The sequence below is a fragment of the Streptomyces sp. NBC_00647 genome (assembly GCF_045207245.1).
GTDB lineage: Bacteria > Actinomycetota > Actinomycetes > Streptomycetales > Streptomycetaceae > Streptomyces.
The window spans coordinates 6,328,493-6,353,771 of the sequence record NZ_CP109040.1 but is presented as its reverse complement, the minus strand read 5'-3'; the positions used below and the strand labels follow the sequence as shown (position 1 = coordinate 6,353,771).

Sequence of the window (25,279 nt, the reverse complement as noted above, 5' to 3'; positions counted from 1 at the left end):
GTTCCGCTGTACTTCGACCGTGTTCGTCCGATCGCCCGGTCGACGGGGGTGGCGGCGGATCGGCCCGCCGCGGTCACCCGCCGCTCACGGCGACTACTCGGTCTTGACCTTGATGGTGCCGTCGGTGATGCCCGCCTTGGCCTTGGCCACGGCGTCGGTCAGACCGGCGATCTCCGCCATCTTCGGGTTGCTGTCGGCGAGGCCGACACCGTCCACCTTGAGGTCGAAGGTCTGCGTGCCGGTCAGCGGCTTGCCGTCGTGGACCGACTTGGACAGCGTGTAGACGGCACCGCCGACGTCCTTGAGCGCGGAGGTCAGGATGTGGTCCTTGTACGCCGCCAGCGCTTCCTGCTTGTACTGGTCGGAGTCGACGCCGATCGCCCAGACGTTCGCCTTGGCGGCGGCCTCGATGACACCCTGGCCGGACAGACCGGCCGCGGCGTAGAGGACGTCGGCGCCCTTCTCGATCTGGCCCTCGGCGGCGGCCTTGCCCTTGTCGGGGCTGGAGAAGCCACCCTCCGCCGCGGTCTGGGTCAGGTACTGCGAGAGGACCTTCACGCTGGGCTTGGTGTCCTTGACGCCCTGCGTGTAGCCGGCCTCGAACTTGTGGATCAGCGGAACGTCCACACCGCCGATGAAGCCGACGGTGTTGCTCTTGGTGGCCTTGGCGGCCGCGACACCGGCGAGGTACGAGGACTCCTGCTCGGCGAAGACCAGGGAGGCCACGTTCTTGCCCGGCACGACCGAGTCCACGATGCCGAAGCTGGTCTTCGGGAACTTCGCGGCGGCCTTCTCCAGCGCGGGACCGTAGGCGAACCCGATGCCGATGACCGGGTTGTAGCCCTGCTTGGCCAGCGACTCCAGACGCTGCTGCTTGTCAGCGTCCGTCTCGTTGTCGGTGGGCTCGATGTCGGCCGTCTTGTAGCCGAACTCCTTCTGCGCCTTCTCCAGGCCGGAGAACGCCGCGTCGTTGAAGGACTGGTCGCCCTTGCCGCCGACGTCGTACGCGATGGCGAGGCCCTTGGCTCCGCTGCTGTCGCTGCTGTTGCTGCTGCTGCCGCTGTCGTTGCTGGTGCCGCCGCAGGCCGTGGCGGCGAGTGCGAGCGACGCGACCCCCACCGCGACGCGGGTCAGGCTGGCTATCCGACGCATCTGAAGTTCCCCATTCTCCAAAGCCCCGCAGTGGGTGCTGAGTTCGGCGCACATTAACGCGCGTAGACCGTCCAGGGAACGGGATTCCGCCTGGCCGTTATCCATTCGTGCCGATGGCCGGTTACGTCCTTGTGAACCATGGGACCGAAAGGTGCGTTCGGGGATGCAGCACCCACCACGACCATCACACGCTGTGTCCGACCGGTGGAGCTCGCGTGACGGAGCGGGTGGTTCCTGCTCCACGGAGTGACTGTTGACGAATGACTCGGCACCACGCTACTGCGAGGCATCAGGGGACGCGACCTGAGTCACCGGCCGCGCCCCGAGCCGTCAGTCCCGCTCGTCCAGGAGGGCCGCCGCGGTGAACATCTCGACGCCGACCGTGATCGCGTACTCGTCCGCGTCGAAGTCGCCCCGGTGCAGGTCACGGATGGTGCGGTCACCCGGCGGGCGTACGCCCAGGCGGGCCATCGCGCCGGGCACGTGCTCCAGGTACCAGGAGAAGTCCTCGCCGCCGAGGCTCTGCTCGGTGTCCTCGATGGAGTGCGCGCCGCGCCGGGCGGTCATCGCGTCGCGGAGCAGCTCGGTGACGGCCCCGTCGTTGACGACCGGCGGGACGCCCCGGATGTAGTTGATCTCGGACTTGGCGCGGTAGAGGTTGGCGATCTCGTCGATCGCCGCGTGGACCAGGTCGGGCGCGGCCCGCCAGGCGTCGAGGTCCAGGCAGCGGATGGTCCCGGACAGCTCGGCGTGCTGCGGGATCACATTGCAGGCATGCCCCGACTCGATGCGTCCCCAGGTCACCGCGAGCCCGCTGCGGGCGTCCACGCGCCGGGCGACGAGCGCCGGCACGTCGGTCACCACCCGCGCGGCGGCGGTGACGAGGTCGGTGGTCAGATGGGGGCGCGCGGTGTGGCCGCCCGCGCCGTCGAGTGATACTTCCAGCCGGTCGCACGCCGAGGTGATGGCGCCGTGCCGCAGTCCGATGCGCCCCGCGTCGACCCTCGGGTCGCAGTGCACGCCCACGATCCGCCCGACGCCTTCGAGGACACCGGACTCGATCGCGTCCGGTGCGCCGCCGGGCAGCACCTCCTCCGCGGGCTGGAAGATCAGCCGCACGCGCCGGGGCAGCAGCCCCTGGGCGTGCAGGTCCGCGAGGACGAGACCGGCGCCGAGGACGACCGCCGTGTGGATGTCGTGTCCGCAGGCGTGGGCCCGGTCGGGCACGGTCGAGCGGTACGCGCAGTCGCTCTTCGTGTCCGGGATGGGCAGCGCGTCGATGTCGGCGCGCAGGGCCAGCACGGGGCGTACGTCGTCCGGGTCTCCGATGTCACAGATGAGGCCGGTTCCGATGGAGAGGACGCGCGGCTCCAGGCCCGCCCGCTCCAGGCGCGCCTTGATCGCCGCGGTGGTGCGGAACTCCTGATTGCCGAGCTCCGGGTGCATGTGCAAGTCGCGACGGAACGCCACGAGTTCGGCGCGCAGTGCCTCGGGCAGCGCGCCGGGGAGCAGCGGCTCCCCGGGGAGATCGGCCTCGGACTCTCGGGACATCAGTTGGTTCACCCTTTGAAGGGTAGGACGATCGGGCGGCCAACTGACCCACGATCAACAAAAGTTCAGCCCGTTAGGGGAAGAAAATCTGGCCGCGTGGCGCATGACCGGCTTCGAGGATGGGTAAACTCGCCCGGCTCTTCGGGCGTTTGGATCTTGAACAGGCCTGGGTGACCGGCTGCGATCCCACTCGGCCGGGGTTCGCCCGCCGATGTGCACAGGACAACGCCCGACGAACCCGGGCCCATTCCCGTACGTGGTCTCCACGGTCTCACAACACCGCGACCGGGTTCCGGAACTGTCACCGTCGCGCCACGAGATCGTCACGTTCCGTGACCCGCGGGAGCCGGGCGAGGAACCCGAAGGGCCCGGCACTGCGTGGCGGGCCCTTCGCGACGGGGATGTGCGGCCGGTTCTAGACGGCGGAGACCGCCGAGAGGCGGTGGACGTCCCGGGCCGTCCCCGTGACCCCGGACAGGAAGCCCTGGGCCCGCGGCGAGGCGTTCTCCGTCAGCCAGCTGGGGTCGATGTCGCAGACGGCGACGCGCACATCGGTGCCGACCAGGGCCAGCGGCAGCGTGTGCACGACCGTGGACGGGAAGCTCAGGACCGTCCGGCCTATGGGGCCGCGCCGGGCGATCAGTTCGAGCGGCAGGTCGGGGCGGACGATCTCCAGGCCCGTCTCGACGGCCAGCCGGTGCAGCTTGTCGACGCTCTCGCGGCGGTGCGCGAAGTAGCGGGTCGCGCCGTGCGTCCTGGCGAGCGCGCGGACCGCCTCCAGATAGCGGTCCGGGTCGACCACGCCCGTCTCGACGAGCGAGGTGCCGACCAGGTCGGCGCCCTTGGTGATGCGGGGCGGGCCGAACCGGGCCCGGGTCCAGGAGAAGTCGTTGGCGGTGATCAGGACGCCGTCCGGTGCCGATTCGATCGGCATCGAGGAGAAGACCTCGACCTTGCGGCGGTCGGAGGGCGTCAGCCGGCGGCGGGCCGAGGCGGACACGGGAGCGAAGAGCACGTCCCGCGGCCCGGGGCGGCCACCGCGCCGGTGCCAGCGCACCAGGCGCTCACCGCGGGCGAGCTGGGCGACGAACTCCATCGTCGCCGTGCCGTCGTCGACCACGACCAGGTCCTGTGCCCGGGTGATGGTCAGCAACAGCTGCACATAGCGGGAGAACGGGTCCCCCATGACGATCCGCCGGGCCCGGCGCAGCAGCGGAGCCAGTCCCCCGATGGTGTGGAAGGGGGCCGTGGTGCCACCGCGCGCCTCCTCCCAGCGGACCGTGTGCCCCTCGTCGCGGGCGAGCTCCGCCATCCGGCGCAGCTGACCGCGGGTCATCGGGTCGTTGGGCGAGAGGACGACGAGGGTGAGCTCCGCGCCGGGTGCCGCGGCGGCACCGTGGGCGTGTGTGTGCGCCCACTCCAGCACGTTCAGGAGCTGTACCGGACTCTCGACGAAGGCGAGAGTGTGGGAGCCGGCGGAACCGGCGCGGGGGCTCATCGACGTACGACCGTCCCGTCGTAAGGAATTCAGGGTGTTCAGACCGAGACGGGTTCGCCCGCGGCCGCGGCGATCTCGGCCTCGGCGACGACGCCTGTGACGCGGCGCAGCTTCTTCATCGGGCCGAGCTCGGACTCGTAGACCTTCTTGACACCGTCGCCGAGGGAGGCCTCGATGGTGCGGATGTCACGGACGAGGCGGGTCAGGCCCTGCGGCTCGACGGAGGCGGCCTGGTCGGAGCCCCACATCGCGCGGTCCAGGGTGATGTGACGCTCGACGAAGGCGGCGCCGAGAGCGACCGCGGCGAGCGTGGTCTGCAGGCCCGTCTCGTGGCCGGAGTAGCCGATCGGAACGTTCGGGTACTCGGCCTGGAGGGTGTTGATGACGCGGAGGTTGAGCTCCTCGGCCTGCGCCGGGTAGGTCGACGTGGCGTGGCACATCAGGATGTTGTCGCTGCCGAGGACCTCGACCGCGTGGCGGATCTGCTTCGGGGTGGACATGCCGGTGGAGAGGATGACCGTGCGGCCGGTGCCGCGCAGGGCGCGCAGCAGCTCGTCGTCGGTCAGGGAGGCGGAGGCGACCTTGTGGGCCGGGACGTCGAACTTCTCCAGGAAGGCGACGGCCTCGGTGTCCCACGGGGAGGCGAACCAGTCGATGTTCTTGCTCTTGGCGTACTCGTCGATCTGGCGGTACTCGTCCTCACCGAACTCCACGCGGTGGCGGTAGTCGATGTAGGTCATGCGGCCCCAGGGGGTGTCCCGCTCGATGTCCCACTGGTCGCGCGGGGTGCAGATCTCCGGGGTGCGCTTCTGGAACTTGACGGCGTCGCAGCCGGCCTCGGCGGCGGCGTCGATCAGCTTGAAGGCGTTCTCGAGCTCACCGTTGTGGTTGATGCCGATCTCGCCGACGACGTACACGGGGTGGCCCGGGCCGGCGGTCTTGGAACCGAAGGTGCGCAGACGGGAGTTGCTCATGGTGAGACGTTCCTTACTTGTCGAGGGAGTCGAGAGAAGGGCCGAGGATCCAGCTGGCGATCTCTCGGATCGCGCCGTCGCCGCCGGGGACGGTGGTGACCGCGCGTGCGGCGCCGCGCACGACGTCGTGGGCGCTCGCGACCGCCACCGGCCAGCCCACGAGGGCGAAGCACGGGAGGTCGTTGACGTCGTTGCCGACGTAGAGCACGCGCTCAGGCGCGATGCCCTGCTCCTCGCACCACTGCTTCAGTGCGAGGTCTTTCCGGTCGATGCCGTGCAGGACCGGAATCTTGAGCTTCCGGGCCCGGGCGGCGACGACCGGGTTCTGTTCCGTGGACAGGATCAGCATCGTCAGCCCGCTCTTGCGCAGGGCCGCGATACCGAGGCCGTCCCCGCGGTGCACGGAGACGAACTCCCGTCCGTCGGAGTCGATCAGCACCCTGTCGTCGGTCTGGGTGCCGTCGAAGTCGAGGACGACCGCGTCGATGTCGGCGGCGGTCGGGAGCGAGCCCGGCCTGTTCGCGTCGAAGAGCGGCGCGAGGGCCCGGGCGCGGGCGAGGTCGTGCGGGTCGTCGATCTCCAGCACGCGGGCCGGGTCGGTGCGTACGAGTTCGGTGCGGCCGAAGAACCGGTGCTTCGCCACGCGGAAGCCGTTCGCCTCCATGGCGTAGACGGCACCCGTCTCCAGGAGGTCCTGGGGACGGTCCTGGCGGCGCGGGCGGAAGGACTTGTCGTGGTTGATGCCGTAGCCGCCGCTGGTGACGGTGTCCGCGAGCAGGGTGTCGGAGCCGCCGTCGACGGCCGCGCGCTCGGTCTCGACGGCGACCGCGGCCGTGGCCTCGTCGTCGCCGTCGCGCCACACGAAGCCGTGGAAGGGGGCCACGGTCAGCGCCGTGTCCGCGCCGTTCGCGACGATCGCGCCGACGACGCCGTCCACGTCCTCGCGGGTGATGAACGGGCTGGTGCACTGGACCAGCAGCACCACGTCGACCGGGGAGCCGTGCAGCGCCTCGTGGGTGTCCATGGCGTGCAGGACGGCGGCCTCGGAGGTGGCGGTGTCCCCGGCGATGGCGGCGGGTCGCAGGACGACCTCGGCGCCGGCCTGGCGGGCGGCCGCCGCGATGGCCTGGTCGTCGGTGGAGACGACGACGTCCGTCACGAGGCGGGTGGCGCGGCACTCCCGCACCGCGCGGGCCACCAGCGGCACGCCGCCGACCGGGAGGAGGTTCTTCGCGGGCACGCCCTTGGAGCCGCCGCGTGCGGGGATCACCGCGAGCACGCGGCGCACCGGCGCGGCTCGGCCCGCTTCTGAGTTGGTCATGCGCTGTGCTCCTTGACGAGGGAGGCGAGAGAGGCGTGGGGGGCGGGGCGGTGGGCGATGCCCGCTGTCGGGGCGCTCACAGCTCGCCCATCCGCCGGATCACCGGTGCCACGCGCTGGACGCCGTGGCGGTAGGCGCCGCGGGCGGCCCGGCGCACGATCTGCCGTACGGGGCTGGGTTCCCGGTCCGCCGCGGGGGCTCCGGGCAGCGGGCTGCCGTCCGGGCCGAGGTGGTGGCGGGCGAGGATGCCGGGCAGATAGCCGGGCGCGGTGACGGGCGTGTAGTAGGGAGCGAGGGGCGCAAGCCCGTCCGCCGCCAGCAGCTCGTTGATGCGCGCCCGGGCGGTGTCGAAGGCGGTCTCGTACGATCCGTCGGCGGCGACGCCCTGCCGGGCCACCCAGGCCGCGTCGGGCGCCGGCCGGTGCCCCGCGTCGAGCTGGTCCCAGGAGGCGAGGCAGCCGGAGCCCACGAAGTGGTGGTTGCCGAGCGCCTCGCGCACCCCGAGGTCGCTGAGGACGACGGTGGGGACCCGCCGGTGCAGGGACTCCAGGGCGGCGGTGGAGCTGATCGTGACCAGCAGGTCGGTGCGGTCGAGGACCTCGCCCATGTGCCCGTACACGAGGCGGAAGTTGGCCGGCGGGTCCGCTTTCTGCACCAGCTTCTGGTAGGGCAACTCCTCGATGTGCGTGGTGTGTTCGCCCGGCTTGGAGCGCAGCTTGAGCAGGACCTCGCGGTCCGGGTGCAGCCGTGCGTGCCGGATCAGCCGGTCCAGCAGGTACGTACGGTCCTTGCGGCTCTCCGGTACGGAGGGCTGGGCGGCGAAGACGACCGTGTAGGGCCTGCCCGCTTGCTTCGTGGACGGGTCGTTCTCCGTGTACGTGGCCCCGCCGAGGAAGGGCAGCGCGACCTCGGTCACCGACCCGGCGTCGGCGCCGACCCCTTCGTACACGGCCCGGAAACGGTCCGCGTCCTGGCGGGAGTTGGCGAGGACGAGATCCGCGCCGTGCCGCAGGAGCAGCCCGTCCGCGAGCTTCTCGTAGACGACGCCGACGTAGCCGGTGACGACCAGGGGCCGCTTCGTCCGCCCGTCCCAGGCGCGGGCCAGGCCGTGCAGCACCGCTTGGACGGCACCGCCGACCAGGGCGAGGACGACCACGTCGTAGGCGCAGTCCTCCTTGCCCAGCTCGCGCAGGAACTCGACGGCGGTGACCTCGCGGAGCGAGTCCGCGCGGACGCCGACCTCTTCGAGCTGGCGGGCGGTCGGGGTGGCCCGGCCACGCAGGAGGAATCCGTCGAGGCGGAGGTCCGAGTCGGCCGGGGAGACGCGGTTCGCGGTGAGCGAGCCCCATTTCCACCTGGTGTCGGAATCCGCGAGGACGGCCACTCGCAGGGACTTCGTGGTACTTGCTGGCACGTCCTAGACGCTAGGAAGCCTTTTCGAGGTGCGGCCCAACCTGAATACAACAAACGGTTAACAGCGCGTCGACGAATGGCGAATCAGTCAGGGATCGGTCGAGAAAACGGCTTGGTTCACGGTTCCGCCACGCGTCGTTCACCTGGCATCTCACCAACGGTAAAGACGAATGCCGGGCCGCCCCCTAACGTCACAGGGGTGGTCAAGCTCTCCGTCATCGTGCCGTTCTACAACGTGCAGCAATATGCGCCCGACACCCTGAAGAGCCTGCGTGCGAACGCACGGCAGGACTTCGAATTCATTCTCGTCGACGACTGCTCGCGCGACGAGACACCGGACATCCTCGCGCGCGCGGAGCGCGAGCTCCCGGGTGCGGTGTATGTCAGACACGAGAAGAACGGAGGACTGGCCACCGCACGCAACACCGGGATCGACACGGCGCGTGGCGAGTACCTCACGTTTCTCGACGGGGACGACTGGCTCGCCCCCGGATATTACGAACAACTCCTCTCCTCCATCGAGGACCTGGGCTGCGACTTCGTCCGTACGGACCATGTCCAGTGCACCGCGCGGGCGCGCTCCGTCCACCGTGTTCCGCACGGCCGCCGCGGAGTCGTCCTCGATCCCCGCGACGCCATTCTGCCCTCCGACCGGTCCACCTCCGTCGACTACGCCTACGCCTGGGCGGGCATCTACCACCGCCGGCTGGTCGACCGCGGACTGCTCCACTTCACCGACGGACTGCGCACGGCCGAGGACCGGCCGTGGATCTGGAAGCTCCACCGAGAGGCCGAATCCTTCGCCACGGTGGGACTTCTCGGCGTGTTCTACCGGCGTGGCGTCGCCTCTTCCCTCACTCAGATCGGGGACGTGCGCCAACTCGATTTCATTCGCGCGTTCGACCAGGTCGTCGCGGAAACCGCCGAGGACCGGGACGCGGAAAAACTCCTGCCCAAAGCCGTGCGCACCTATTGCGCGATTATTTCCCATCACCTGGGATCCATCGAAAGGTTCGAGCCAGCGGTGGCACGGAAACTGAAGTCCATGAGTGCCGTCGCACTGCGCCGCATGCCACAGGGCGTGCTCGACGAGGCACTCGACTCGATGGACGTCCAGCGCGCCACCCGGCTGCGCCGGCTGCGCCGACGGCCCGCGCCCGCCGCGGGGGTGGCCGCGTGACCACCCAGATCTTCATGGCGTCCACGCTGTACGGCACGGCCACGCTCGCCGCGGCCCTCGACACCGACAGCTTCGGACCGGCCGACCGGCGCATCCTGCTCGTCTCCAACAACGCGGCGACGCCCGAGACGACGCCCGGCGTGGACGAGATGCCCGGCTTCGAGCAGCTGCGCGGCCGCTTCGACGACGTCATCTCGTGGAACGAGACCATCTCCCCCTTCCACCCGGGCGGCTGGGCCCCGCGGCCGGACGACGTACCCCTGTGGGAGCGGCATCTGCGGCTCGCCTGGAACCTCGGCGACGACGACATCGAACTGGCCGTCGAGTCCATCCAGGTCAACCCGGCGCTCGGCATCTCCCAGATCTTCATGGGCGCACCCGTCACCGTGTACGCCGACGGCCTGATGAGCTACGGCCCCACCCGTAACAAGATCGACCCGCTGGTCGGCACCCGCGTGACCCGGCTGCTCCATCTGGACCTGGTCCCCGGCCTCGAGCCGCTGCTGCTCACCGAGTTCGACGTCGAACCGGAGATCGTGCCCACCGACGCGTTCGTGAAGGTGCTCGCCCAGCTCGTGGACACCGGCGACGCCCTGCCGGCCATCGACGAACCGGCACTGCTGCTCGGCCAGTACCTCTCCGCGCTCGGCATCCTCACCGCCGAGGAGGAAGAGGACCTCCACGTACGGATGCTGAAGGGCGTGATCACCCTCGGCCACACCCGTGTGGTGTTCAAGCCGCACCCGACCGCACCCGCCCGCTGGTCGCGCGTCCTGGAACGGGAGGCCGAGAAGCTGGGCGCGGACCTCACCGTGCTCGACACCCCGGTCCTCGCCGAGGTGCTCTACCAGCGGATGCGTCCCGCGCTGGTCGTCGGCTGCTTCTCCACGGCGCTGCTCACGGCGTCCGCGCTGTACGGCCTGCCGGTCGCGCGCGTCGGCACCGGCTCGCTGCTGGACCGTCTGACCCCGTACGAGAACAGCAACCGCGTCCCGGTGACCATCGTCGACGCGCTGCTGCCCGACCTGTCGGACCGCGCGGCGGTCACCGGACAGGGCCCCGGCATGGAGGTGGCGGCCCTGACGAAGCTCCTGAAGGCCGTGGGCTTCGCGATGCAGCCGAAGATCTACCCGGACCTGCGCCCGGCGGCCGAGAACTACCTGACGAACCATCTGTCCGAGCACACCTGGCGCTACTTCAAGCGCAAGCGCCTCACCTCACTGGCCCTGCCCGGAGCGGTCCCGGCCCAACTCGCCTTCATCCCGCGCAACGCGACCGTTCGGCGGGTCGCCCGGAGGGCGCGCTCCCTGAAGCGGGCCGTGGGGCGCTGAGCCGAGCACACTCACCGCAGCGGCGCGCCGCCGGCCGCGAGGCGGGCTGGAGCAGCCCTGGCAGCGGGCCCGCGAGCCTGCGGGCGATGGCGACTTGACGGGCGGGAGCGTCCGGAGAGGCGACCACGAGCCGCAGAGGCCGGACCGCTGAGACGGTGGCGACCGGGACGGGTGCGCGGGGCCGATCGGATGCGTCCCGGCCCCGCTTCCCGCGCTGTCGCGGCGCCCCGCTCCCGGGGACGCCGGGCGGCCCGACGGCGCAGATCGACTTGGCAGGCGCTCCGCGTACGCCCTTCGATCGCGCCCCCGTACCCCCCTTCGCGCGCCCTGTGCGCGCCGCGAGCGCCCCTGTGCCCCCCCTTCTCGTGCGACACCCGTTCGGCCGCACTTCGGGACCGAGGGCGATTTGTGACGATTCGGAAGAGTCCTCAACGTGGGGGCATCACGAAGATGAACTCCCGTGGGCGATACGACGAACCGGCCTCGCCAGGACGCAAGCATCCCCGACTATCGGACTAACGTGCTGTGGGCCAGCTGAGTCCCATTGAGGGGAACCCTGTGATCGACACGCCCGAGGAGGCCCGCGGGACGTCAACCGGCACCGTGGTCCGTACCGTCCTGCCTCCTGCCGAGACCTCTCCCGCGCCCAAGCCCGTGGCACGCCGGGAGAACCGGCTGCGCGCTCTGGACGGGCTGCGGCTGGTCGCGGCCCTGATGGTGGCGGGTTATCACTACGGCGGCCGGGACGGCGAAGTGGTGCGGGCCTGGGGCAGCTCTCCGAAGCATCAGTTCCCCACTCTGCACCAGCTGTTCGCCTACGGCTGCCTGGGCGTGCAGGTCTTCTTCGTGATCAGCGGCTTCGTCATCTGCATGAGCGGCTGGGGCCGTCCGCTGCGCTCCTTCTTCGCCTCCCGCGCCTCCCGCCTGCTGCCCGCGTACTGGGCGGCGATCATCATCGTGACGGCGGTGTTCGCCCTGCCCGCCGTCGCGTACAAGGCGGTCTCGCCGAGCGACGCGCTGCTCAACCTCACCATGCTCCAGCAGCCGCTGGGCGTCGACCGGGTGCTGGGCGTGTGCTGGACCCTGTGGGCGGAGGTCCGCTTCTACGCCCTCTTCGCGCTGTGCATCGTGCTGCCGGGGGCGAACCGGCGGCGCGTCATCCTGTTCTGCGCGGGCTGGACCCTGGCCGCTGCCATCGCGCAGGGCGTGAACGAGCCGCTCCTGAACATGGTCCTGATGCCGGAGTACGCCCCGTACTTCATCGGCGGCGTCGGCCTCTACCTCGTCCACCGAGACCGGCGTGACGCCTACGCCTGGGGCATCGTCGGAGTGAGCTGGCTGATCGGCCAGCACTACGCGGTCCAGCGCCTGTGGCACGCCCCGAACCCGGAGTTCTTCTCCGACCGCTCGGCCCTCGGCATCATGCTCGTCGTCACCTTCGGCTATGTCGCCGTGGCCGCCATCGCGCTGGGCTGGCTGAACTGGGCGAACTGGCGCTGGCTGACGGTCGCGGGCGCGCTGACGTACCCGTTCTACCTGGTCCACGAACACCTCGGCTGGGTCGCCGTCAAGGCCTACCACCAGACCCTGCACATCCCCTCGTACGGCACGCTCCCGGCCACGGTCGCCACCATGCTGCTCCTGGCCTGGCTGCTCAACCGATACGTGGAGAACCTGCTCACTCCGAAGCTGCGCAGGGCACTGGCGAAGCCACGCCCGCAGCCGACCCTCCGGTAGCCGCCCCCCCCTGTGCCCGTCGTCGTCGCCGGCCCCGACTGAACACCGCCGGCCACCGTCCGAACGCTCCCGCCCCCGGTCGCCCGTGACCGGGGGCGGCCGTCGTCCGGCAGGCAGGCAGGCAGGCAGGCAGCGGAGAGGAGGGGGCGGCGGAACCGGACGTGCGGCGAAACCGGAAGAGGGACCGCCCGCCGGTTCGGTGCGGGATCGGCGGCCTTCGGGAGGGGGACGACTTGCTCCCGCGGCGGGCTCCGCTCAACCTGAATTTGTCCCGCAGTTCATCTCGGGCCGCGTTCGCTCATCGCGCTTCGGGGCAGCCGCCGAACAGTTGATGACCGAACCACAGACGCCCCACAGGATGGGGGCGTCTGTTCGCCCGTCCGCGCAAGGGAGCCCTCTCTCCTCATGACTGCCGCACAGGACACGATCCGATCACCCCGTCGACTCGACGACGTCCCCGGGTGGTTCCCCGTTCTCGATCAGACACTGTTCACCTGGCACCTGGAACGACAGCGATCCGCCGGCCTGAGGGGCGACCTCGTCGAGGTCGGCGTGTACATGGGCAAGAGCGCGATCCTCCTCGGGCACCATCGGCAGCCCGGTGAGCGGTACACCGTGTGCGACCTCTTCGAGGGCGACGCGCCCGACGGTGCCAACCGCGCGGAGTCGACGAAGTCGTACAGCGCGCTCACCCAGCGGGCCTTCGAGGAGAACTACCTCTCCTTCCACGACGAGTTGCCCCGCGTCCTCGCGGGGCCCAGCTCGCGGGTGCGGGAAGAGGTCGAGCCGGGCACCTGCCGGTTCGTCCACATCGACGCCTCGCACCTGTACGAGCACGTCCACGGGGACATCGGCGCCGCCCACGACCTCCTCATGCCCGACGGCATCGTCGTCCTGGACGACTTCCGCTCGGAGCACACTCCCGGCGTCTCCGTGGCCGCGTGGGAGGCCGTCCTCAACCGGGGGCTGCGCCCCATCTGCCTGAGCACCCAGAAGCTGTACGGGACCTGGGGCGACGCCTCGGCCGTCCAGAAGGAGCTGCTGAGCATGGTGCGCGGGCGGGAGGACTGCCACCTGAGCGTCCAGGAAGCGGCGGGGCACCCGATCGTCCGGCTCAAGAGCAAGGGCATGCAGGCTCCGCCGTTCCCGTTCTCCCGGCACCACACCGGGGACGCCGACATCGACGTCGAGCGCGACGGGCCGGACGCCGTGACTCCGTCGGCAGCTCCCCCTCCGGCCCCGTGGCGACGGCGCGGCCGGCGGATCGCCGCCGACCTGCTGCCGCCGGTGCTCACGCGCGCGGTACGCAACGCCCGCGCCTCCCGGCGCGCGACGGCGCAGCTGCCGGGCGGGCCCCGGTGACAGCGACTCAGCCGAGGCCGTAACGCGTCAGCCGATGCCGTAACACGCCTCGATGCCCGCGACGACCAGGTGCAGGCCCTCCTCGAAGTGCCGTTCGTAGTCCTCGAAGATCTCCGCGCCCGCCGCGGCCGACAGGGGGAAGTCGGCCATGCGGCGGGCGCGTTCGTCCAGGTCGTAACCCTCGCGCCGCTCGCCCGGAAGGGGCTGGACGCCCTGCTCCTCGGTGACGAAGCCGATCGTGTAGACGTACGTGGTGGACGTCGCGCGGACCGCCTGGGTGAGGGTGAATCCCGACTCGGTGAAGAGCCGCAGCGTCCGCTCCATCTCGACCGCGTGCAGGGTGCCGGTGAAGCGTGAACCGCTGAAGACCTTCGCGCCGTCGCGGTAGCTCAGCAGGGCGGCGCGCAGTCCGCGGTTGGCGGCGACCAGCCGCTCCCGCCAGCCGGTGCCCGGCGCCGCCCCGGCGTCCTCGACCATCCGGCGGTACATCTCCGTGGCCATCTCGTCGAGCAGTTCCTGCTTGTTCTTGAAATGCCAGTAGAGCGCGGGCGCCTGGACGTTCAGCTCCTTGGCGATGGCCCGCAGGGTGAGGCCGTCGAGGCCCGTCTCATTGAGGAGCCGCAGGGCTGTCTCGACGACCTGCTTCTTGTCCAGCTTGGGGGATCGCTGGGGTCTCTGGGTAACCACGCTTGACAGTTTAACGCCGTTAAGGGCATGCTCGGGGCATGGAACTTAACAGCGTTAAGGAGATGACCGTGAACGCGAACGTGGACGTGGACGTACTCGTCGTCGGCGCGGGCCCGACCGGCCTCGCCCTCGGCGCCGATCTCGCCCGGCGCGGGGTGGACGCCCTCGTGGTGGAGCGGGCCGACGCGCTGTTCCCCGGCTCACGCGGCAAGGGCATCCAGCCGCGCACGATGGAGGTCTTCGACGACCTCGGCGTCCTCGACGCGATCCGCGCGGCGGGCGGCGACTATCCGGTCGGGATGATCTGGCAGGACGGCGAGCGGATGGGCGAGCACCAGATGTTCGACCCGGCCGAGCCGACGGACCACTCGCCGTACAACGCCCCGTGGATGGTGCCGCAGTGGCGTACGCAGGAGATCCTCTTCGCGCGGCTGGAGGAGCTCGGGGGCAAGGTCGCCTTCGGCCGCGAGGTCGTCGCGGTCACCCAGGACGGGGACGGGAAGGGGAACAGGGACGGGAACGGGGACGAGGACAGGGACGGAAACGGGGTGACCGTGGAGTTCGCCTCCGGCGCACCGGTCCGCGCGCGGTACGTCGTCGCCGCCGACGGTGGCCGCTCCGCGGTGCGGCGCGCGCTCGGGATCGGCATGACCGGAGAGACCGTCGATCCGGACTCGATGCTGGTGGCGGACGTACGGATCAGCGGGCTGGACCGTGACAACTGGCACGTCTTCCCGCCACGCGAGGACACCGGCGGCTTCCTGGCGATCTGCCCGCTGGCCGGTACGGAGGACTTCCAGGTCGTGGCGCAGTTCCCGGAGGGCACGGACGTCGACCTGTCCCTCGACGGCATCCGCGGGACCGTCGCCGCGCGCTCCCACCTCTCGCCCGAGGCCGTGACCGAGGTGCGCTGGGCCTCGGACTTCCGGCCGCGCGCGGCGCTGGCGGACCGCTTCCGCGCCGGGCGGGTCTTCCTCGCCGGGGACGCGGCGCACATCCACTCCCCGGCCGGCGGCCAGGGGCTCAACACCAGCGTCCAGGACGCCTACAACCTGGGCTGGAAGCTCGGCGCGGTACTGCGCGGCGAGGCTCCCGAGTCCCTGCTCGACACCTACGAGGAGGAACGGCTCCCCGTCGCCGCCGACATGCTCGGCCTGTCCACCCGCGTCCACCGCGGCGAGGCCCGCCGCGGCGGGGCGACCCGCCAGCTCGGACTCGGCTACCGCGACTCCTCGCTCGCCGTGGAGACCCGTACGGACCTGCCGGACGGGTCCCTGCGCGCGGGCGACCGCGCCCCCGACGGAACCGTGGAGGGCGTACGCCTCTTCGACGCGTTCCGGGGACCGCACTGGACGCTGGTCACGGTCGGCGCGGACGCGGAAGCACCGGTGCTCCCCGGCGTCCGCACGGTGCGGATCGGGTCGTACGAGAGGTACGGAACCGGGGTCTTCCTCGTCCGCCCCGACGGCTATGTGGGATGGGCGGGCACCGGCACGCGGGATCTGCCGGAGTACGCGAGCCGGGCGGGTCTGACCGTCGGCTGACCCGGATCCGCCCCGGAGGCCTCAGGCGCTGGCGAGCGTGAGCTTGACCGCGAAGCCGAGGAAGAGGGCGCCGGCGGCGGTCGTGGCGCCCGCGGAAAGGCGCTTGCGCCGGCGGAAGGCCGCGGCCAGCCGCGTACCGCTGAAGATCAGCGCGGTCAGATAGAGGAAGCTCGCGAGCTGGGCGAAGGCACCGAGCACGACGAAGGAGAGGGCCGGGTAGGCATACCCGGGGTCGACGAACTGCACGAAGAAGGCGACGAAGAACAGGATCGCCTTCGGGTTGAACAGGCTGATCACCAGCGCCCGTCGGAAGGGCCGCTCCCCGGCCTCCGCCTCGGTCTCCGCGCTCCGCACGGCCGGCTCCCGCCGGGCCCGCCACATCGCCCACGCGGCCCGCAGCATCCCGACCGCCAGCCACGTCAGATATCCGGCACCGGCGTACTTCACGATGCTGAACAGCACCGCGTTCGCCTGGAGCAGCGACGCCACACCGGCCGCCGACAGTGTCATCAGCACGGTGTCCCCGCACCACACACCCGCGGCGGCGGTATATCCCGTACGGACGCCCTTGCGGGCGGCGACGGACAGCACGTACAGCGAGTTCGGCCCCGGCAACAGGACAATCAGGACAAGACCCGCGAGATAGGTGGGGAGATCGATGACACCAAGCATGAGAGCGAGTGTCGCACGCGGCTACGACAGCGGGCAGAGGCGTCTCGCGGGTCAGTCACCGTCGAGCAGGGTGTCCACGGAGAGGTCGAGCACGACACCGACCGACTCGGGCACGGGGACGTTCCGGCCGCGCTTGTAGCGCTCGGGGGACGGGTACTTGCCCTCGACCGGGTCCCGGTACAGCAGGACCTCGTCGTGCTTGCGGTCGGCCACGACGTAGACCGGGATGCCGGCCTCGGCGTAGCACTCGACCTTGGGACCGAGGCCGTCGGACCAGTTCGACGAGGTCACCTCGGCGACCAGGCGGAAGACGTTCGGGGCGTAGCAGTTCTTCTGGACGAGGGCGTCCCGGAAGTCCTCGTCGACGATGGAGAAGTCGGGGATCGCGTAGTCGTCGGGCAACGTGGGCAGCCAGAGGCCGACGCCCTGGACGTATTCATGCCCCGCCTCGACGATCCCGGCTCGATCGAAGGCCCTGCCCAGTTTCGTCAACGACAGCGCATGCGAGCCGTCGGGCGGTGGTGTCACAGTGAGCCTCCCCTGCAGAATCTCCACGCGGTGCCCAGGCAGTGCACGGGAGAGCAGGTCGGCGGCTTCGCTCAACGTCAGCTCGTGTTGCAGTACGGCCACGGCATCCTCCTTTTCAGGGGTCACTCTTCGTGAGCGTAACCGGGGGCGCGCGGCTTCCGCTTCCGTTCACCCGGACGGAGGAATCGCCCAGGTCAGAAGGCATCCGCCGGCACATACGTGCCCCAGATCTCGCGGAGGGCGTTGCAGACCTCGCCGACCGTCGCGCGGGCGCGCAGGGCGTCCTTCATCGGGTGGAGGACGTTGTCCGTGCCCTCGGCGGCCTTCTTCAGGGCGGCGAGGGCGGCGTCGACGGCGGGCTGATCGCGCTCGGCGCGGAGCCGGGCGAGGCGTTCGGCCTGCCGGGCCTCGATGGCCGGGTCGACGCGGAGCGGCTCGTAGGGCTCCTCCGCGTCCAGCTGGAAGCGGTTGACGCCGACGACGACGCGCTCGCCGGAGTCGGTCTCCTGGGCGACGCGGTAGGCGGAGCGCTCGATCTCGCCCTTCTGGAAGCCGTGCTCGATGGCTCCGACCGCGCCGCCCAGGTCCTCGACCCGTGTCATGAGACCGACGGCGGCCGCCTCGACGTCGTCGGTCATCCTCTCGATGACGTACGAGCCCGCGAACGGGTCGACCGTCGCCGTCACGTCCGTCTCGTAGGCCAGCACCTGCTGGGTGCGCAGGGCCAGCCGCGCGGACTTGTCGGTGGGCAGCGCGATGGCCTCGTCGAAGGAGTTGGTGTGCAGCGACTGCGTGCCGCCGAGGACGGCGCCGAGGCCCTGGACCGCGACGCGGACGAGGTTCACCTCCGGCTGCTGCGCCGTCAGCTGGACTCCCGCCGTCTGGGTGTGGAACCGCAGCATCAGCGACTTGGGGTCCTTCGCGCCGAACTCGTCCCGCATCACCCGGGCCCAGATCCGGCGCGCGGCACGGAACTTGGCGACCTCCTCCAGGATCGTCGTACGGGCGACGAAGAAGAAGGAGAGGCGGGGAGCGAAGTCGTCGACGTCCATGCCGGCCGCGACCGCCGTACGGACGTACTCGATGCCGTCGGCGAGCGTGAACGCGATCTCCTGCGCGGGCGAGGCCCCCGCCTCGGCCATGTGATACCCCGAGATCGAGATCGTGTTCCACTTCGGGATCTCGGTCCGGCAGTACTTGAAGATGTCCGCGATCAGCCGCAGCGACGGCTTGGGCGGGAAGATGTACGTCCCGCGCGCGATGTACTCCTTGAGCACGTCGTTCTGGACTGTGCCCGTCAACCGGTCCGCCGGGACGCCCTGTTCCTCGGCGACGAGCTGGTACATCAGCAGCAGCAGCGCGGCGGGCGCGTTGATCGTCATCGAGGTGGAGACCTTGTCCAGCGGGATCCCGCCGAACAGGACGCGCATGTCGTCGACCGAGTCGATCGCCACGCCGACCTTGCCGACCTCGCCGTGCGCGAGGGGGGCGTCCGAGTCGTGGCCCATCTGGGTGGGCAGGTCGAAAGCGACCGACAGGCCCATCGTGCCGTTCGCGATCAGCTGCTTGTAGCGGGCGTTGGACTCGGTGGCCGTGCCGAAACCGGCGTACTGCCGCATCGTCCAGGGTCGTCCCGTGTACATCGACGGGTAGACACCGCGGGTGTAGGGGTACGCGCCCGGCGCGCCCAGCTTCTCGGCCGGGTCCCAGCCGTCCAGAGCCTCGGGGCCGTAGACCGGTTCGATGGGCAGTCCGGACTCGGATTCGCGCGTCATTGCTGTGCCTCCTGTGAAGCTGCCCGATGACAGGAACCGACCTGGGCGGACTGTAGCGGCCGAGGTGCACCCGGTGGAGGGACCCGCGCCGGGACCTTGCACAGGGACCTGTTCACGGGCCCGTTTCATGGTTCCCTTCCACCATGCCGCCTGGTTCGCAACCGGTCACCCGCGGGGAGCATCTCAGGTGACACGACGGCGGGACGGGGAGCCGATGTGCACGACAGGACGGGTGGAACAGGGGTCCGGATGCGTACGAGTGGCATGAAGAGATCGCTGGCCGCGCTCGCGGCGCTCGCCGCGGTGAGCGGCTGCACGGCGCAGGCCGTGGACGCGCAGGGAAAGACGGCGCCGCCGGTACGGATCGACGGTTCGCTCGGCCCGGCCCCCACCACGACCGGAAAGGACGACAAACCGGCCGCTCCCTCGAAGGGCAAGGACGACGGGCCCGCCGCCACCCCGACGGGGAAGGCCGACACGCCGGCTCCCGTCCCCGCCAAGGTCCTCTGGTCCCGCGGCGACCGGGGCGACGACGTTCGCAAGGCGCAGGCCCGGCTGCACCAGGTCGCCTGGCTGATCACCCCGCCGACGGGGACGTACGACGCCCGGACGGTCGCGGCCGTGAAGGGGTTCCAGGGCAAGCGGGGACTGCCGCGCACCGGTGAACTGGACGCCGTCACCTGGCAGCGGCTGCGGAGGATGACGCACGAACCGGCCGCCTGGGAGCTGTACCCGTACGGCGGGCAGCCGGCCGCGAAGCCCGACCCGCGCTGTCTGACGGGCCGGGTCCTGTGCGTCAGCAAGACGAGTCGCACGCTGCGTTGGATGATCGACGGGAAGACGGTCTCGGAGATGGACGTGCGGTTCGGCTCGCAGTACACGCCGACCCGCGAAGGTGTGTTCAGCGTCTACTTCAAGTCGCGCCACCATGTGTCGACGATCTACGACACGTCGATGCCGTACGCGATGTTCTTCAGCGGCGGCCAAGCGGTCCACTACTCCCCGGACTTCGCGGCCCGCGGCTACTACGGCGCGTCGCACGGCTGCGTCAACGTGCGGGACGAGGGGAAGGTCTCGGCACTGTTCGCGCAGGTCCGGACGGGCGACAAGGTCGTCGTCTACTGGTGACGGACCCCTGCGCGGAGGCGGGGCGGGGAAGAGTGGGGCGCGGGCGGGACCGGGGGAACGTGTCCCACCCGCGCCAGTTGCACAGAGCCGTGGGTACGGGGGGAACCCCGGCTCCGTGCGACGGCCGATGACCAGTCGGCTCACCCCTTACTGCGTCACCGGTGCCGAAAACGTCACACCCGGACCGAAGAAAGTTGAAAGAAGTACGAAACCGCTGGTCAGCGGGGTGCCCCGGGGTTCTCCGGCCGAGGGGTCACAGGACTGAGCCCCCCTGGGGCGCGGTCGGCCGGAGCACGTGAGCACACCGTGCGCGAGGGCGACCGTCACGAGAGCGCGCTGGTCGGAGAGCTGACGGCACGACAACACGCGAGTCGAGGGGCCGACGGCACACCGCTCGGGGAACGACCGCACGACGGCGGGGGAACGGGCGGCACACCGGAGCGTGCCGGAGAGCTGACGGCGCGACACGCGGCGAACGAACGTACGGCGGTGCGGCGGCCGCGGAGCCGTCGCACGACGGCAGGGCGGCGCGAGGGCAGGGACGGCGACGGCGACGGCGACGGCGACGGCGCGATCAGCGCCTGGACGAACGGCGGTTCACGAGAGGGCGCCGTCGAGCGGGCTCGGCGTCGGACTCTGCGAACTCGGCGTCGAGGCCGACGCGGAGCTCATCGGCCTGACCGGGAGGAGCGGTGTCAGCCTCGGGTTCAGGGAGGAGGGGAGGGTGATGCCGCCGTCGCTCCGGGGGTCGTTGCCGCGCGGCCCTATGTGGTGGCCGTCGCCGTCACCACCGCCCTGATCCCCTTGGTCGCCCTGGCCGGAGTCCTCTCCGCCCGACCCCGTCTCGCCACCGTCACCTTCTCCGCCGTCCCGGCCGTCGTCCGAGCCGCCCAGTTGGCGGCCGAGAACGCCCGAGCAGTACAGCCTCACCCGGGCGCCGCCGCCCGCCACATGCTCCAGGGCGCGCCGGCGGTCCGCGTCGAGGTCCTTGCCGTCGAGGACGTCACGGCAGTAGGCGCGGGTACGGGCCCACCACTCGCGGGTGCGGTCGGAGCTCCCGGTGGAGTCGGGACCCGGCCGGTCGGTCGTCTCGTCGGCGCCGGGTACGGCGGTCGAGGAGGAGCCGTCGGACGGGTCGCCGGAGGGACCGTCGGGCGTCGGCACCACGGTTCCCGTGCCGCCGGTGATCCCGGGCGAGGGCGAGGGCGAGTCCAGCGGCCGGTCAGGGGTCCGTACCGCCGAGACCGATGCTGCGGGGCCCGGGTGCTCACGGGTGAACGGCGTCGGCAGCACTCCGGTTCCGGCCGCGACGGCCACCCCGCCGACCATCCCGACGGCGAGGACCGCGGCGAGCCCGAATCGGGTGGGGCGCCCCCAGCGCGTCCGGCGTCCGTGCGCGGCGGGGCGCCCAAGACGTACGAGACCGGCGTCAGCGGCATGCGCACCGGGGCGCGCGCGACGGTGGCCGACCTGCGCCGCGGCTCCGTCCCCGCCTGCGCGCGCCTTGCGGAACGCGGCCAACGCGGCTGCCTCGCCCGGGAGTTCATCGCTGCTCAGCCGGGGTTCGGCGGCCAGCGCGCCGAGGGCCTCGGCGAGTCGGTCCACCTGGTCGCGGGTACCGGCGTCGACGGCTTCCAGCGGCTCTCCCCGCAGCAGACGCTCCGAGGCATCGCGGTCCAGCCACCTGTACTGCTCGTCGGCCATCACATGTCCTTCTGCGTCCGCGAACGCGTATGCGTCACACCGGCGGACGTCACCGCGCGGGTGCGCGAACCTCGTTGCGGGGGTACGGCGTCGAGTGCGCCGGCGGATTCCGGATCGGCGCCGAGCAGCTCCGCGAGCCGTTTCAGGCCGCGGTGCGCCGCCGTGCGGACGGCTCCGGGGCGCTTGCCGAGGGTCTCGGCGGCGGTCTTGGCGTCGAGGCCGACGACGACGCGCAGCACGACGGCCTCGGCCTGGTCCTGCGGGAGCTGGGCGATGAGGGAGAGGGTGCTGTCGGTCGCCAGCGCCTCGATCGCCTCGGTCGCGGTGTCGGACTCGGCGGCCTGGCCGGTCAGCTCGGTCTCGTCGCCGCCGATCGCGGGGCGGCGTCCACGCATGCGTATGTGGTCCAGGGCGCGGTTGCGGGCGATCCTCGCCGCCCAGCCGCGGAACCGGTCCGCGTCCCCGCTGAACCGCTCCAGGTCACGGGCGATCTGGAGCCAGGACTCGGACGTGACGTCCTCCGCGTCCGGCTCACCCACCAGCGTCCGCACGTACCCGAGCAGGCGTGGGTGCACCGCTCGGTACACAGTCCGGAACGCGGTCTCGTCCCCGGCCTGTGCAGCAAGTACCGCGGCGGTCAGCTCCGCGTCGTCCCCCAGCACCCCCGCGCCCCTCTTTGCGCCTCAACCGGCACCGCTCGCGCGGACCGGGTTCTCGCCGTTGTCGTTCCTCGATGGACGGTCGTGGTCTCAGGTCCACGTGGCACTGGTCTCAGGTCCCACGTGGTCGCGGTCCCCGGACCCACACAGTCGTGGTCCCGGATCCCTCGTGGTTGCCGTCGTCCGTTCTCCGCACCCGGCGCGAAAGGAACGTTACGGCCTGAAACAGCTCCCCGTCCATGTTCGTACAACACGCAACTACATGGTGACGGAGAGAGGTGTGACACAAAACGCAGTCACGGCGCTGTAGAGAATACGGGTCGCCGCGCGGCCCGTGCCGCGCGACGGTCGGGGCCTCTCCTGTGGGGGGTGGCGGCCCCGGCCGTTGCCATCGGCAGGGACGGACGCCGTCGTCGTCCGCAGGACGCGCGCCGTCGTGATCGGCGCTGATGCCCGCCGCCGGACCGGCGATGACACGCACCGCGCGCCCACCGGACTCCCGGACTCCCGCCCGACAACGGGCTCGCCCACTTCCCGGTCACGCTCTTTGCGCCGCCAGGACCGGTGGACGCCGCGCCCGCCGGCCCCGGCCCGTCTACCGTCCGCCCTTGGCCTTCGTCGGCTTCGGCGTGGCCACCGAGGCTCCCGGAGCCGGCGTCCCGCCCGTGGTCCCGCCGTTCCCGCCGTTCCCGTCGTTCGCGTCGTTCCCGGTCCGCTGCGCGTCCTTGGTCCCGGTGTCCTCGGCCAACCGCTCGGCGCAGTACGCCTCGACCTTGTCCTCGCCGCCCGCGGCCGTGACGAGCCGCTGCCAGGCCGTCGCGTTCAGGGCGTTGCCCCGGCCGCGGACCGACGCGTACGCACGGCATTGGGCCTCGGTGTCCTGGGCCTGCGGCGGACGGCCCGCGAGGCCGGGCGCCACGGAGCCGCCCGGGGTGGGGACACCGGAAGCCCCCGGACCGGCGGACGGCGCGGCCGCGGCGGGACGGTCCTGGACGCCGTTCGACGGCCGGTCCCCGGCCCGGTCCCGGTCGTCGTCGGCGTGCGAGGACGATCCGATCGCCGCGACGGCGACTCCGCCGAGGGTCAGACCGGCCAGCATCACGGCGAACGTGACCCGCACCGAACGACTCGGCCGCCACCGTTCCCTGGGGCGCCAGTCGTCCCGCCGCCGGGTGCGCGCGCCGTGCTCGCCGCCGTCCCGCGCGGCCCGGAACGCGGCCACGGCATGCGCCTCCGCCTCGGCGCCGGCCACCCGGCCGCGTAGCGCCGCGGCGAGGCGCGTCTCCAGCGGTGCCTGTTCGCTCCCGGGGTTCACCGGATGCGCGACCCGACGGTCGGGGGTCCCGCCGTCACCATGCCGTTCACCCATGTCCGGTTCCATCTCCGCCTGCCGCTCCGCCCGACAACTCCTCGCCGTACGACGACCTACCGCCGAACGACGACGTCCCGCCCTTCGGCACCCCGGCTCCGCCCGGCAACAGCCCGCCGAAAAAGGGCTGTTCGGTGTCCGGCCGTCCCCTGTCACCCAACGTCCGTACGCCGTACGACGGTTCCGTTCCGGGCGAGGACGGCCTGCCGGAGGTCGCGCTCATCCCGACTCCCCCAGCGTCCGGGGCTTCTCATCCGTCACACCCGTGACGCCGAGCTGGCGCGCGAGCCTCTTCAGGCCCCGGTGGGCGGAGGTGCGCACCGCACCGGGACGTTTGCCGAGCACACGCGCCGCAGCCGGTCCGTCGAGGCCGACGACCACCCGCAGGAGCACGGCCTCGGCCTGGTCGCGCGGCAGTCCCGCGACCAGTTCCAGGGCGTACTCCGTGGACAGGCTCTCCAACGCCTCGTCGTGCGTACTGTGCCTGCCGGGCAGGTCCAGCACGTCCTGCTCGAGGGTGGTTCCCCGGGGCCGTACCTTCAGCCGGCGCAGATGGTCCAGCGCCCGGTGCCGGGCGATGGTCGCGGTCCAGCCGCGGAACCCGGCGCCGTCGCCACGGAACCGTCCCAGATCCCGGGCGATCTCCAGCCAGGCGTCGGAGGCCACGTCCTCCGCGTCGTCGCCGACGATCCCGCGCAGATAGCCGAGCAGCCCGGGCTGCACGATCCGGTACGCGACCGCGAAGGCGGCCTCGTCCCCGTCCTGCGCCCGCGCCACGGCCCCGCCCAGTTCCGCGTCGTACGGCTGCACGCGGCGTGGTTCCCCTCCCTGGCCCAACACTGTCCTCGTTCGCACCGAGTTCGCCCGAATATGTCCTGCCGACGCGGTCGGCCGCGTCGACACCCCCATGGTCATCAGCGTCGGGCCCCAAGGAAATGTCACAGTGCGTCAGAGGACCCACCCGGCTCAGGCGGATCACTGACCCCGGGCGGCGGGTGGGCACGGGGCCGTAACCCCCTTGCCCGCGCCCCTGGTTCACCTCACTCGACGTCGAACCGGGGCTTCCCGGCAGCCCCGTGCGCGGCCCAGCCGGCGAAGCCGGGCTCGGTGGTGGTGTTCCCGAACTCGGCGCCGAACGCGGGCCCCGACGATCAGGGAACAGGCGGGTGCAGCCGCCTCGGACAACGGCCCGGGGCGCGCACGGCGCCCGTGCGGGCCAGGCGTCGCGGGGCGGGCGAGGCTTCACGGCCACGCCCTAACGCGTGGCCTCCCGGCACAGGAGCCGCAGGGAGCCGTCGCCCGCGTAGCAGCGGCGGGCCTCCTCGATCGGGTCCCAGAGCCGCCCGTCGGGCGTGCGCAGCCAGTGTTCGCCGCCGGTCTCCCACCACTCGGCGCCGGTCTGACGGGCGACGACCTCTCCGGCGTACGCCCCGAATCCGCGCAGCACGCTCTCGACGGCGGCGTACGGCGCGCCGTCGCGGCGTATCTCCTCGATCATGCGGTCGACCCGCCACAGACTCTGCCCCGAGTAGTCGAGGCGCAGCCGGGCGCCCTCGCGCATGGTCGCGACCGTGTCGGCCGCCCAGCGAACGGGCTTCGTCGCAGCTGAGGGCCTGGTTGCTTGAGTTGCGTTCACACTCGGTAGAGCGTGAAGGCGGCCGGATTCGTCACCCACTCGGACGAGGGTTCGCGAC

Annotated in this window: 21 protein-coding genes; 6 read left to right on the top strand and 15 right to left on the bottom strand. The window is 71.4% G+C overall.

Going from position 1 to position 25,279, the window contains the following annotated elements; all coding sequences use genetic code 11:
* Nucleotides 1-93: 93 nt before the first annotated feature.
* The 6 genes from OG788_RS28010 to OG788_RS27985 form a co-directional block, all read right to left on the bottom strand.
* Nucleotides 94-1,152: a BMP family ABC transporter substrate-binding protein gene (locus OG788_RS28010; RefSeq protein ID WP_351551279.1), complete on the bottom strand. Its 1,059-nt coding sequence runs from the start codon at nt 1,150-1,152 to the stop codon at nt 94-96.
* Nucleotides 1,153-1,482: 330 nt separating this feature from the next.
* Complete coding sequence (locus OG788_RS28005) at nt 1,483-2,703, bottom strand: amidohydrolase (RefSeq protein WP_406376868.1); 1,221 nt, start codon at nt 2,701-2,703, stop codon at nt 1,483-1,485.
* Between the two features lie 415 nt (nt 2,704-3,118).
* Nucleotides 3,119-4,201: a hypothetical protein gene (locus tag OG788_RS28000; RefSeq protein WP_406374221.1), complete on the bottom strand. Its 1,083-nt coding sequence runs from the start codon at nt 4,199-4,201 to the stop codon at nt 3,119-3,121.
* A 38-nt stretch (nt 4,202-4,239) separates the two neighbouring features.
* Nucleotides 4,240-5,175 (bottom strand): N-acetylneuraminate synthase family protein, encoded by a 936-nt coding sequence (locus tag OG788_RS27995; protein WP_266762012.1) that lies wholly within the window; start codon nt 5,173-5,175, stop codon nt 4,240-4,242.
* A 13-nt stretch (nt 5,176-5,188) separates the two neighbouring features.
* Entirely contained in the window at nt 5,189-6,496 is a 1,308-nt protein-coding gene (locus tag OG788_RS27990) for a cytidylyltransferase domain-containing protein (RefSeq protein WP_406374219.1), read from the bottom strand.
* A 76-nt stretch (nt 6,497-6,572) separates the two neighbouring features.
* Nucleotides 6,573-7,910 (bottom strand): DUF6716 putative glycosyltransferase, encoded by a 1,338-nt coding sequence (locus OG788_RS27985; protein WP_406374217.1) that lies wholly within the window; start codon nt 7,908-7,910, stop codon nt 6,573-6,575.
* 198 nt (nt 7,911-8,108) lie between these two features.
* Between OG788_RS27985 and OG788_RS27980 the strand changes: the two genes are divergently transcribed.
* The 4 genes from OG788_RS27980 (at nt 8,109) to OG788_RS27965 (ending at nt 13,519) form a co-directional block, all read left to right on the top strand.
* Nucleotides 8,109-9,089: a glycosyltransferase family 2 protein gene (locus OG788_RS27980; protein WP_406374215.1), complete on the top strand. Its 981-nt coding sequence runs from the start codon at nt 8,109-8,111 to the stop codon at nt 9,087-9,089.
* On the top strand, nt 9,086-10,420 hold the full coding sequence (locus tag OG788_RS27975; protein ID WP_406374213.1) for an alpha-2,8-polysialyltransferase family protein: 1,335 nt from the start codon (nt 9,086-9,088) through the stop codon (nt 10,418-10,420). Before OG788_RS27980 ends, OG788_RS27975 begins: the two co-directional genes overlap by 4 nt.
* 558 nt (nt 10,421-10,978) lie before the next feature.
* Nucleotides 10,979-12,157 (top strand): acyltransferase family protein, encoded by a 1,179-nt coding sequence (locus tag OG788_RS27970; RefSeq protein WP_406374211.1) that lies wholly within the window; start codon nt 10,979-10,981, stop codon nt 12,155-12,157.
* 405 nt (nt 12,158-12,562) lie between these two features.
* Entirely contained in the window at nt 12,563-13,519 is a 957-nt protein-coding gene (locus OG788_RS27965; protein WP_406374209.1) for a class I SAM-dependent methyltransferase, read from the top strand.
* A gap of 27 nt (nt 13,520-13,546) precedes the next feature.
* Here OG788_RS27965 and OG788_RS27960 read toward each other — a convergent pair whose 3' ends face one another.
* Nucleotides 13,547-14,206 carry a TetR/AcrR family transcriptional regulator C-terminal domain-containing protein gene (locus tag OG788_RS27960; RefSeq protein ID WP_406374208.1) on the bottom strand — a complete coding sequence of 220 codons (660 nt, stop codon included), beginning with the start codon at nt 14,204-14,206 and terminating at the stop codon, nt 13,547-13,549.
* 38 nt (nt 14,207-14,244) lie between these two features.
* Here OG788_RS27960 and OG788_RS27955 point away from each other — a divergent pair, with 38 nt between their 5' ends.
* Nucleotides 14,245-15,750: an FAD-dependent oxidoreductase gene (locus OG788_RS27955; protein ID WP_406374206.1), complete on the top strand. Its 1,506-nt coding sequence runs from the start codon at nt 14,245-14,247 to the stop codon at nt 15,748-15,750.
* Between the two features lie 21 nt (nt 15,751-15,771).
* Here the strand turns inward: OG788_RS27955 and leuE are convergent, their stop codons facing one another.
* From leuE to OG788_RS27940, 3 genes are all read right to left on the bottom strand, one after another.
* Nucleotides 15,772-16,422: a leucine efflux protein LeuE gene (leuE, locus tag OG788_RS27950; RefSeq protein WP_406374205.1), complete on the bottom strand. Its 651-nt coding sequence runs from the start codon at nt 16,420-16,422 to the stop codon at nt 15,772-15,774.
* 51 nt (nt 16,423-16,473) lie between these two features.
* Complete coding sequence (locus tag OG788_RS27945) at nt 16,474-17,052, bottom strand: Uma2 family endonuclease (RefSeq protein ID WP_406374203.1); 579 nt, start codon at nt 17,050-17,052, stop codon at nt 16,474-16,476.
* A 92-nt stretch (nt 17,053-17,144) separates the two neighbouring features.
* Nucleotides 17,145-18,725 (bottom strand): methylmalonyl-CoA mutase, encoded by a 1,581-nt coding sequence (locus OG788_RS27940; protein WP_406374202.1) that lies wholly within the window; start codon nt 18,723-18,725, stop codon nt 17,145-17,147.
* Between the two features lie 249 nt (nt 18,726-18,974).
* On the opposite strand from OG788_RS27940, the gene OG788_RS27935 reads away from it, so the two are divergent.
* The gene (locus tag OG788_RS27935) at nt 18,975-19,853 is read left to right on the top strand and encodes a L,D-transpeptidase family protein (protein WP_406374200.1); all 879 of its coding nucleotides are present in this window, start codon (nt 18,975-18,977) and stop codon (nt 19,851-19,853) included.
* A 597-nt stretch (nt 19,854-20,450) separates the two neighbouring features.
* Here OG788_RS27935 and OG788_RS27930 read toward each other — a convergent pair.
* The 5 genes from OG788_RS27930 to OG788_RS27910 form a co-directional block, all read right to left on the bottom strand.
* Nucleotides 20,451-21,557, bottom strand: coding sequence for a hypothetical protein (locus tag OG788_RS27930; protein WP_406374198.1), 1,107 nt, complete (start codon nt 21,555-21,557; stop codon nt 20,451-20,453).
* Nucleotides 21,557-22,219: an RNA polymerase sigma factor gene (locus OG788_RS27925; RefSeq protein WP_356465206.1), complete on the bottom strand. Its 663-nt coding sequence runs from the start codon at nt 22,217-22,219 to the stop codon at nt 21,557-21,559. Before OG788_RS27925 ends, OG788_RS27930 begins: the two co-directional genes overlap by 1 nt.
* A 592-nt stretch (nt 22,220-22,811) precedes the next feature.
* Nucleotides 22,812-23,585 (bottom strand): hypothetical protein, encoded by a 774-nt coding sequence (locus OG788_RS27920; RefSeq protein ID WP_406374197.1) that lies wholly within the window; start codon nt 23,583-23,585, stop codon nt 22,812-22,814.
* Nucleotides 23,586-23,804: 219 nt separating this feature from the next.
* Nucleotides 23,805-24,422, bottom strand: coding sequence for an RNA polymerase sigma factor (locus OG788_RS27915; RefSeq protein WP_406374195.1), 618 nt, complete (start codon nt 24,420-24,422; stop codon nt 23,805-23,807).
* A 418-nt stretch (nt 24,423-24,840) separates the two neighbouring features.
* Nucleotides 24,841-25,221: a hypothetical protein gene (locus tag OG788_RS27910; RefSeq protein ID WP_266761988.1), complete on the bottom strand. Its 381-nt coding sequence runs from the start codon at nt 25,219-25,221 to the stop codon at nt 24,841-24,843.
* Between the last annotated feature and the right edge of the window lie 58 nt (nt 25,222-25,279).

Bases quoted from the DNA above. Each gene is read 5' to 3' on its own strand.
- OG788_RS28010 (WP_351551279.1), bottom strand. From the start codon at position 1,152: ATGCGTCGGATAGCCAGCCTGACCCGCGTCGCGGTGGGGGTCGCGTCG.
- OG788_RS28005 (WP_406376868.1), bottom strand. From the start codon at position 2,703: ATGTCCCGAGAGTCCGAGGCCGATCTCCCCGGGGAGCCGCTGCTCCCC.
- OG788_RS28000 (WP_406374221.1), bottom strand. From the start codon at position 4,201: ATGAGCCCCCGCGCCGGTTCCGCCGGCTCCCACACTCTCGCCTTCGTC.
- OG788_RS27995 (WP_266762012.1), bottom strand. From the start codon at position 5,175: ATGAGCAACTCCCGTCTGCGCACCTTCGGTTCCAAGACCGCCGGCCCG.
- OG788_RS27990 (WP_406374219.1), bottom strand. From the start codon at position 6,496: ATGACCAACTCAGAAGCGGGCCGAGCCGCGCCGGTGCGCCGCGTGCTC.
- OG788_RS27965 (WP_406374209.1), top strand. From the start codon at position 12,563: ATGACTGCCGCACAGGACACGATCCGATCACCCCGTCGACTCGACGAC.
- OG788_RS27955 (WP_406374206.1), top strand. From the start codon at position 14,245: ATGGAACTTAACAGCGTTAAGGAGATGACCGTGAACGCGAACGTGGAC.
- leuE (WP_406374205.1), bottom strand. From the start codon at position 16,422: ATGCTTGGTGTCATCGATCTCCCCACCTATCTCGCGGGTCTTGTCCTG.
- OG788_RS27940 (WP_406374202.1), bottom strand. From the start codon at position 18,725: ATGACGCGCGAATCCGAGTCCGGACTGCCCATCGAACCGGTCTACGGC.
- OG788_RS27935 (WP_406374200.1), top strand. From the start codon at position 18,975: ATGCGTACGAGTGGCATGAAGAGATCGCTGGCCGCGCTCGCGGCGCTC.
- OG788_RS27930 (WP_406374198.1), bottom strand. From the start codon at position 21,557: ATGGCCGACGAGCAGTACAGGTGGCTGGACCGCGATGCCTCGGAGCGT.
- OG788_RS27920 (WP_406374197.1), bottom strand. From the start codon at position 23,585: ATGGGTGAACGGCATGGTGACGGCGGGACCCCCGACCGTCGGGTCGCG.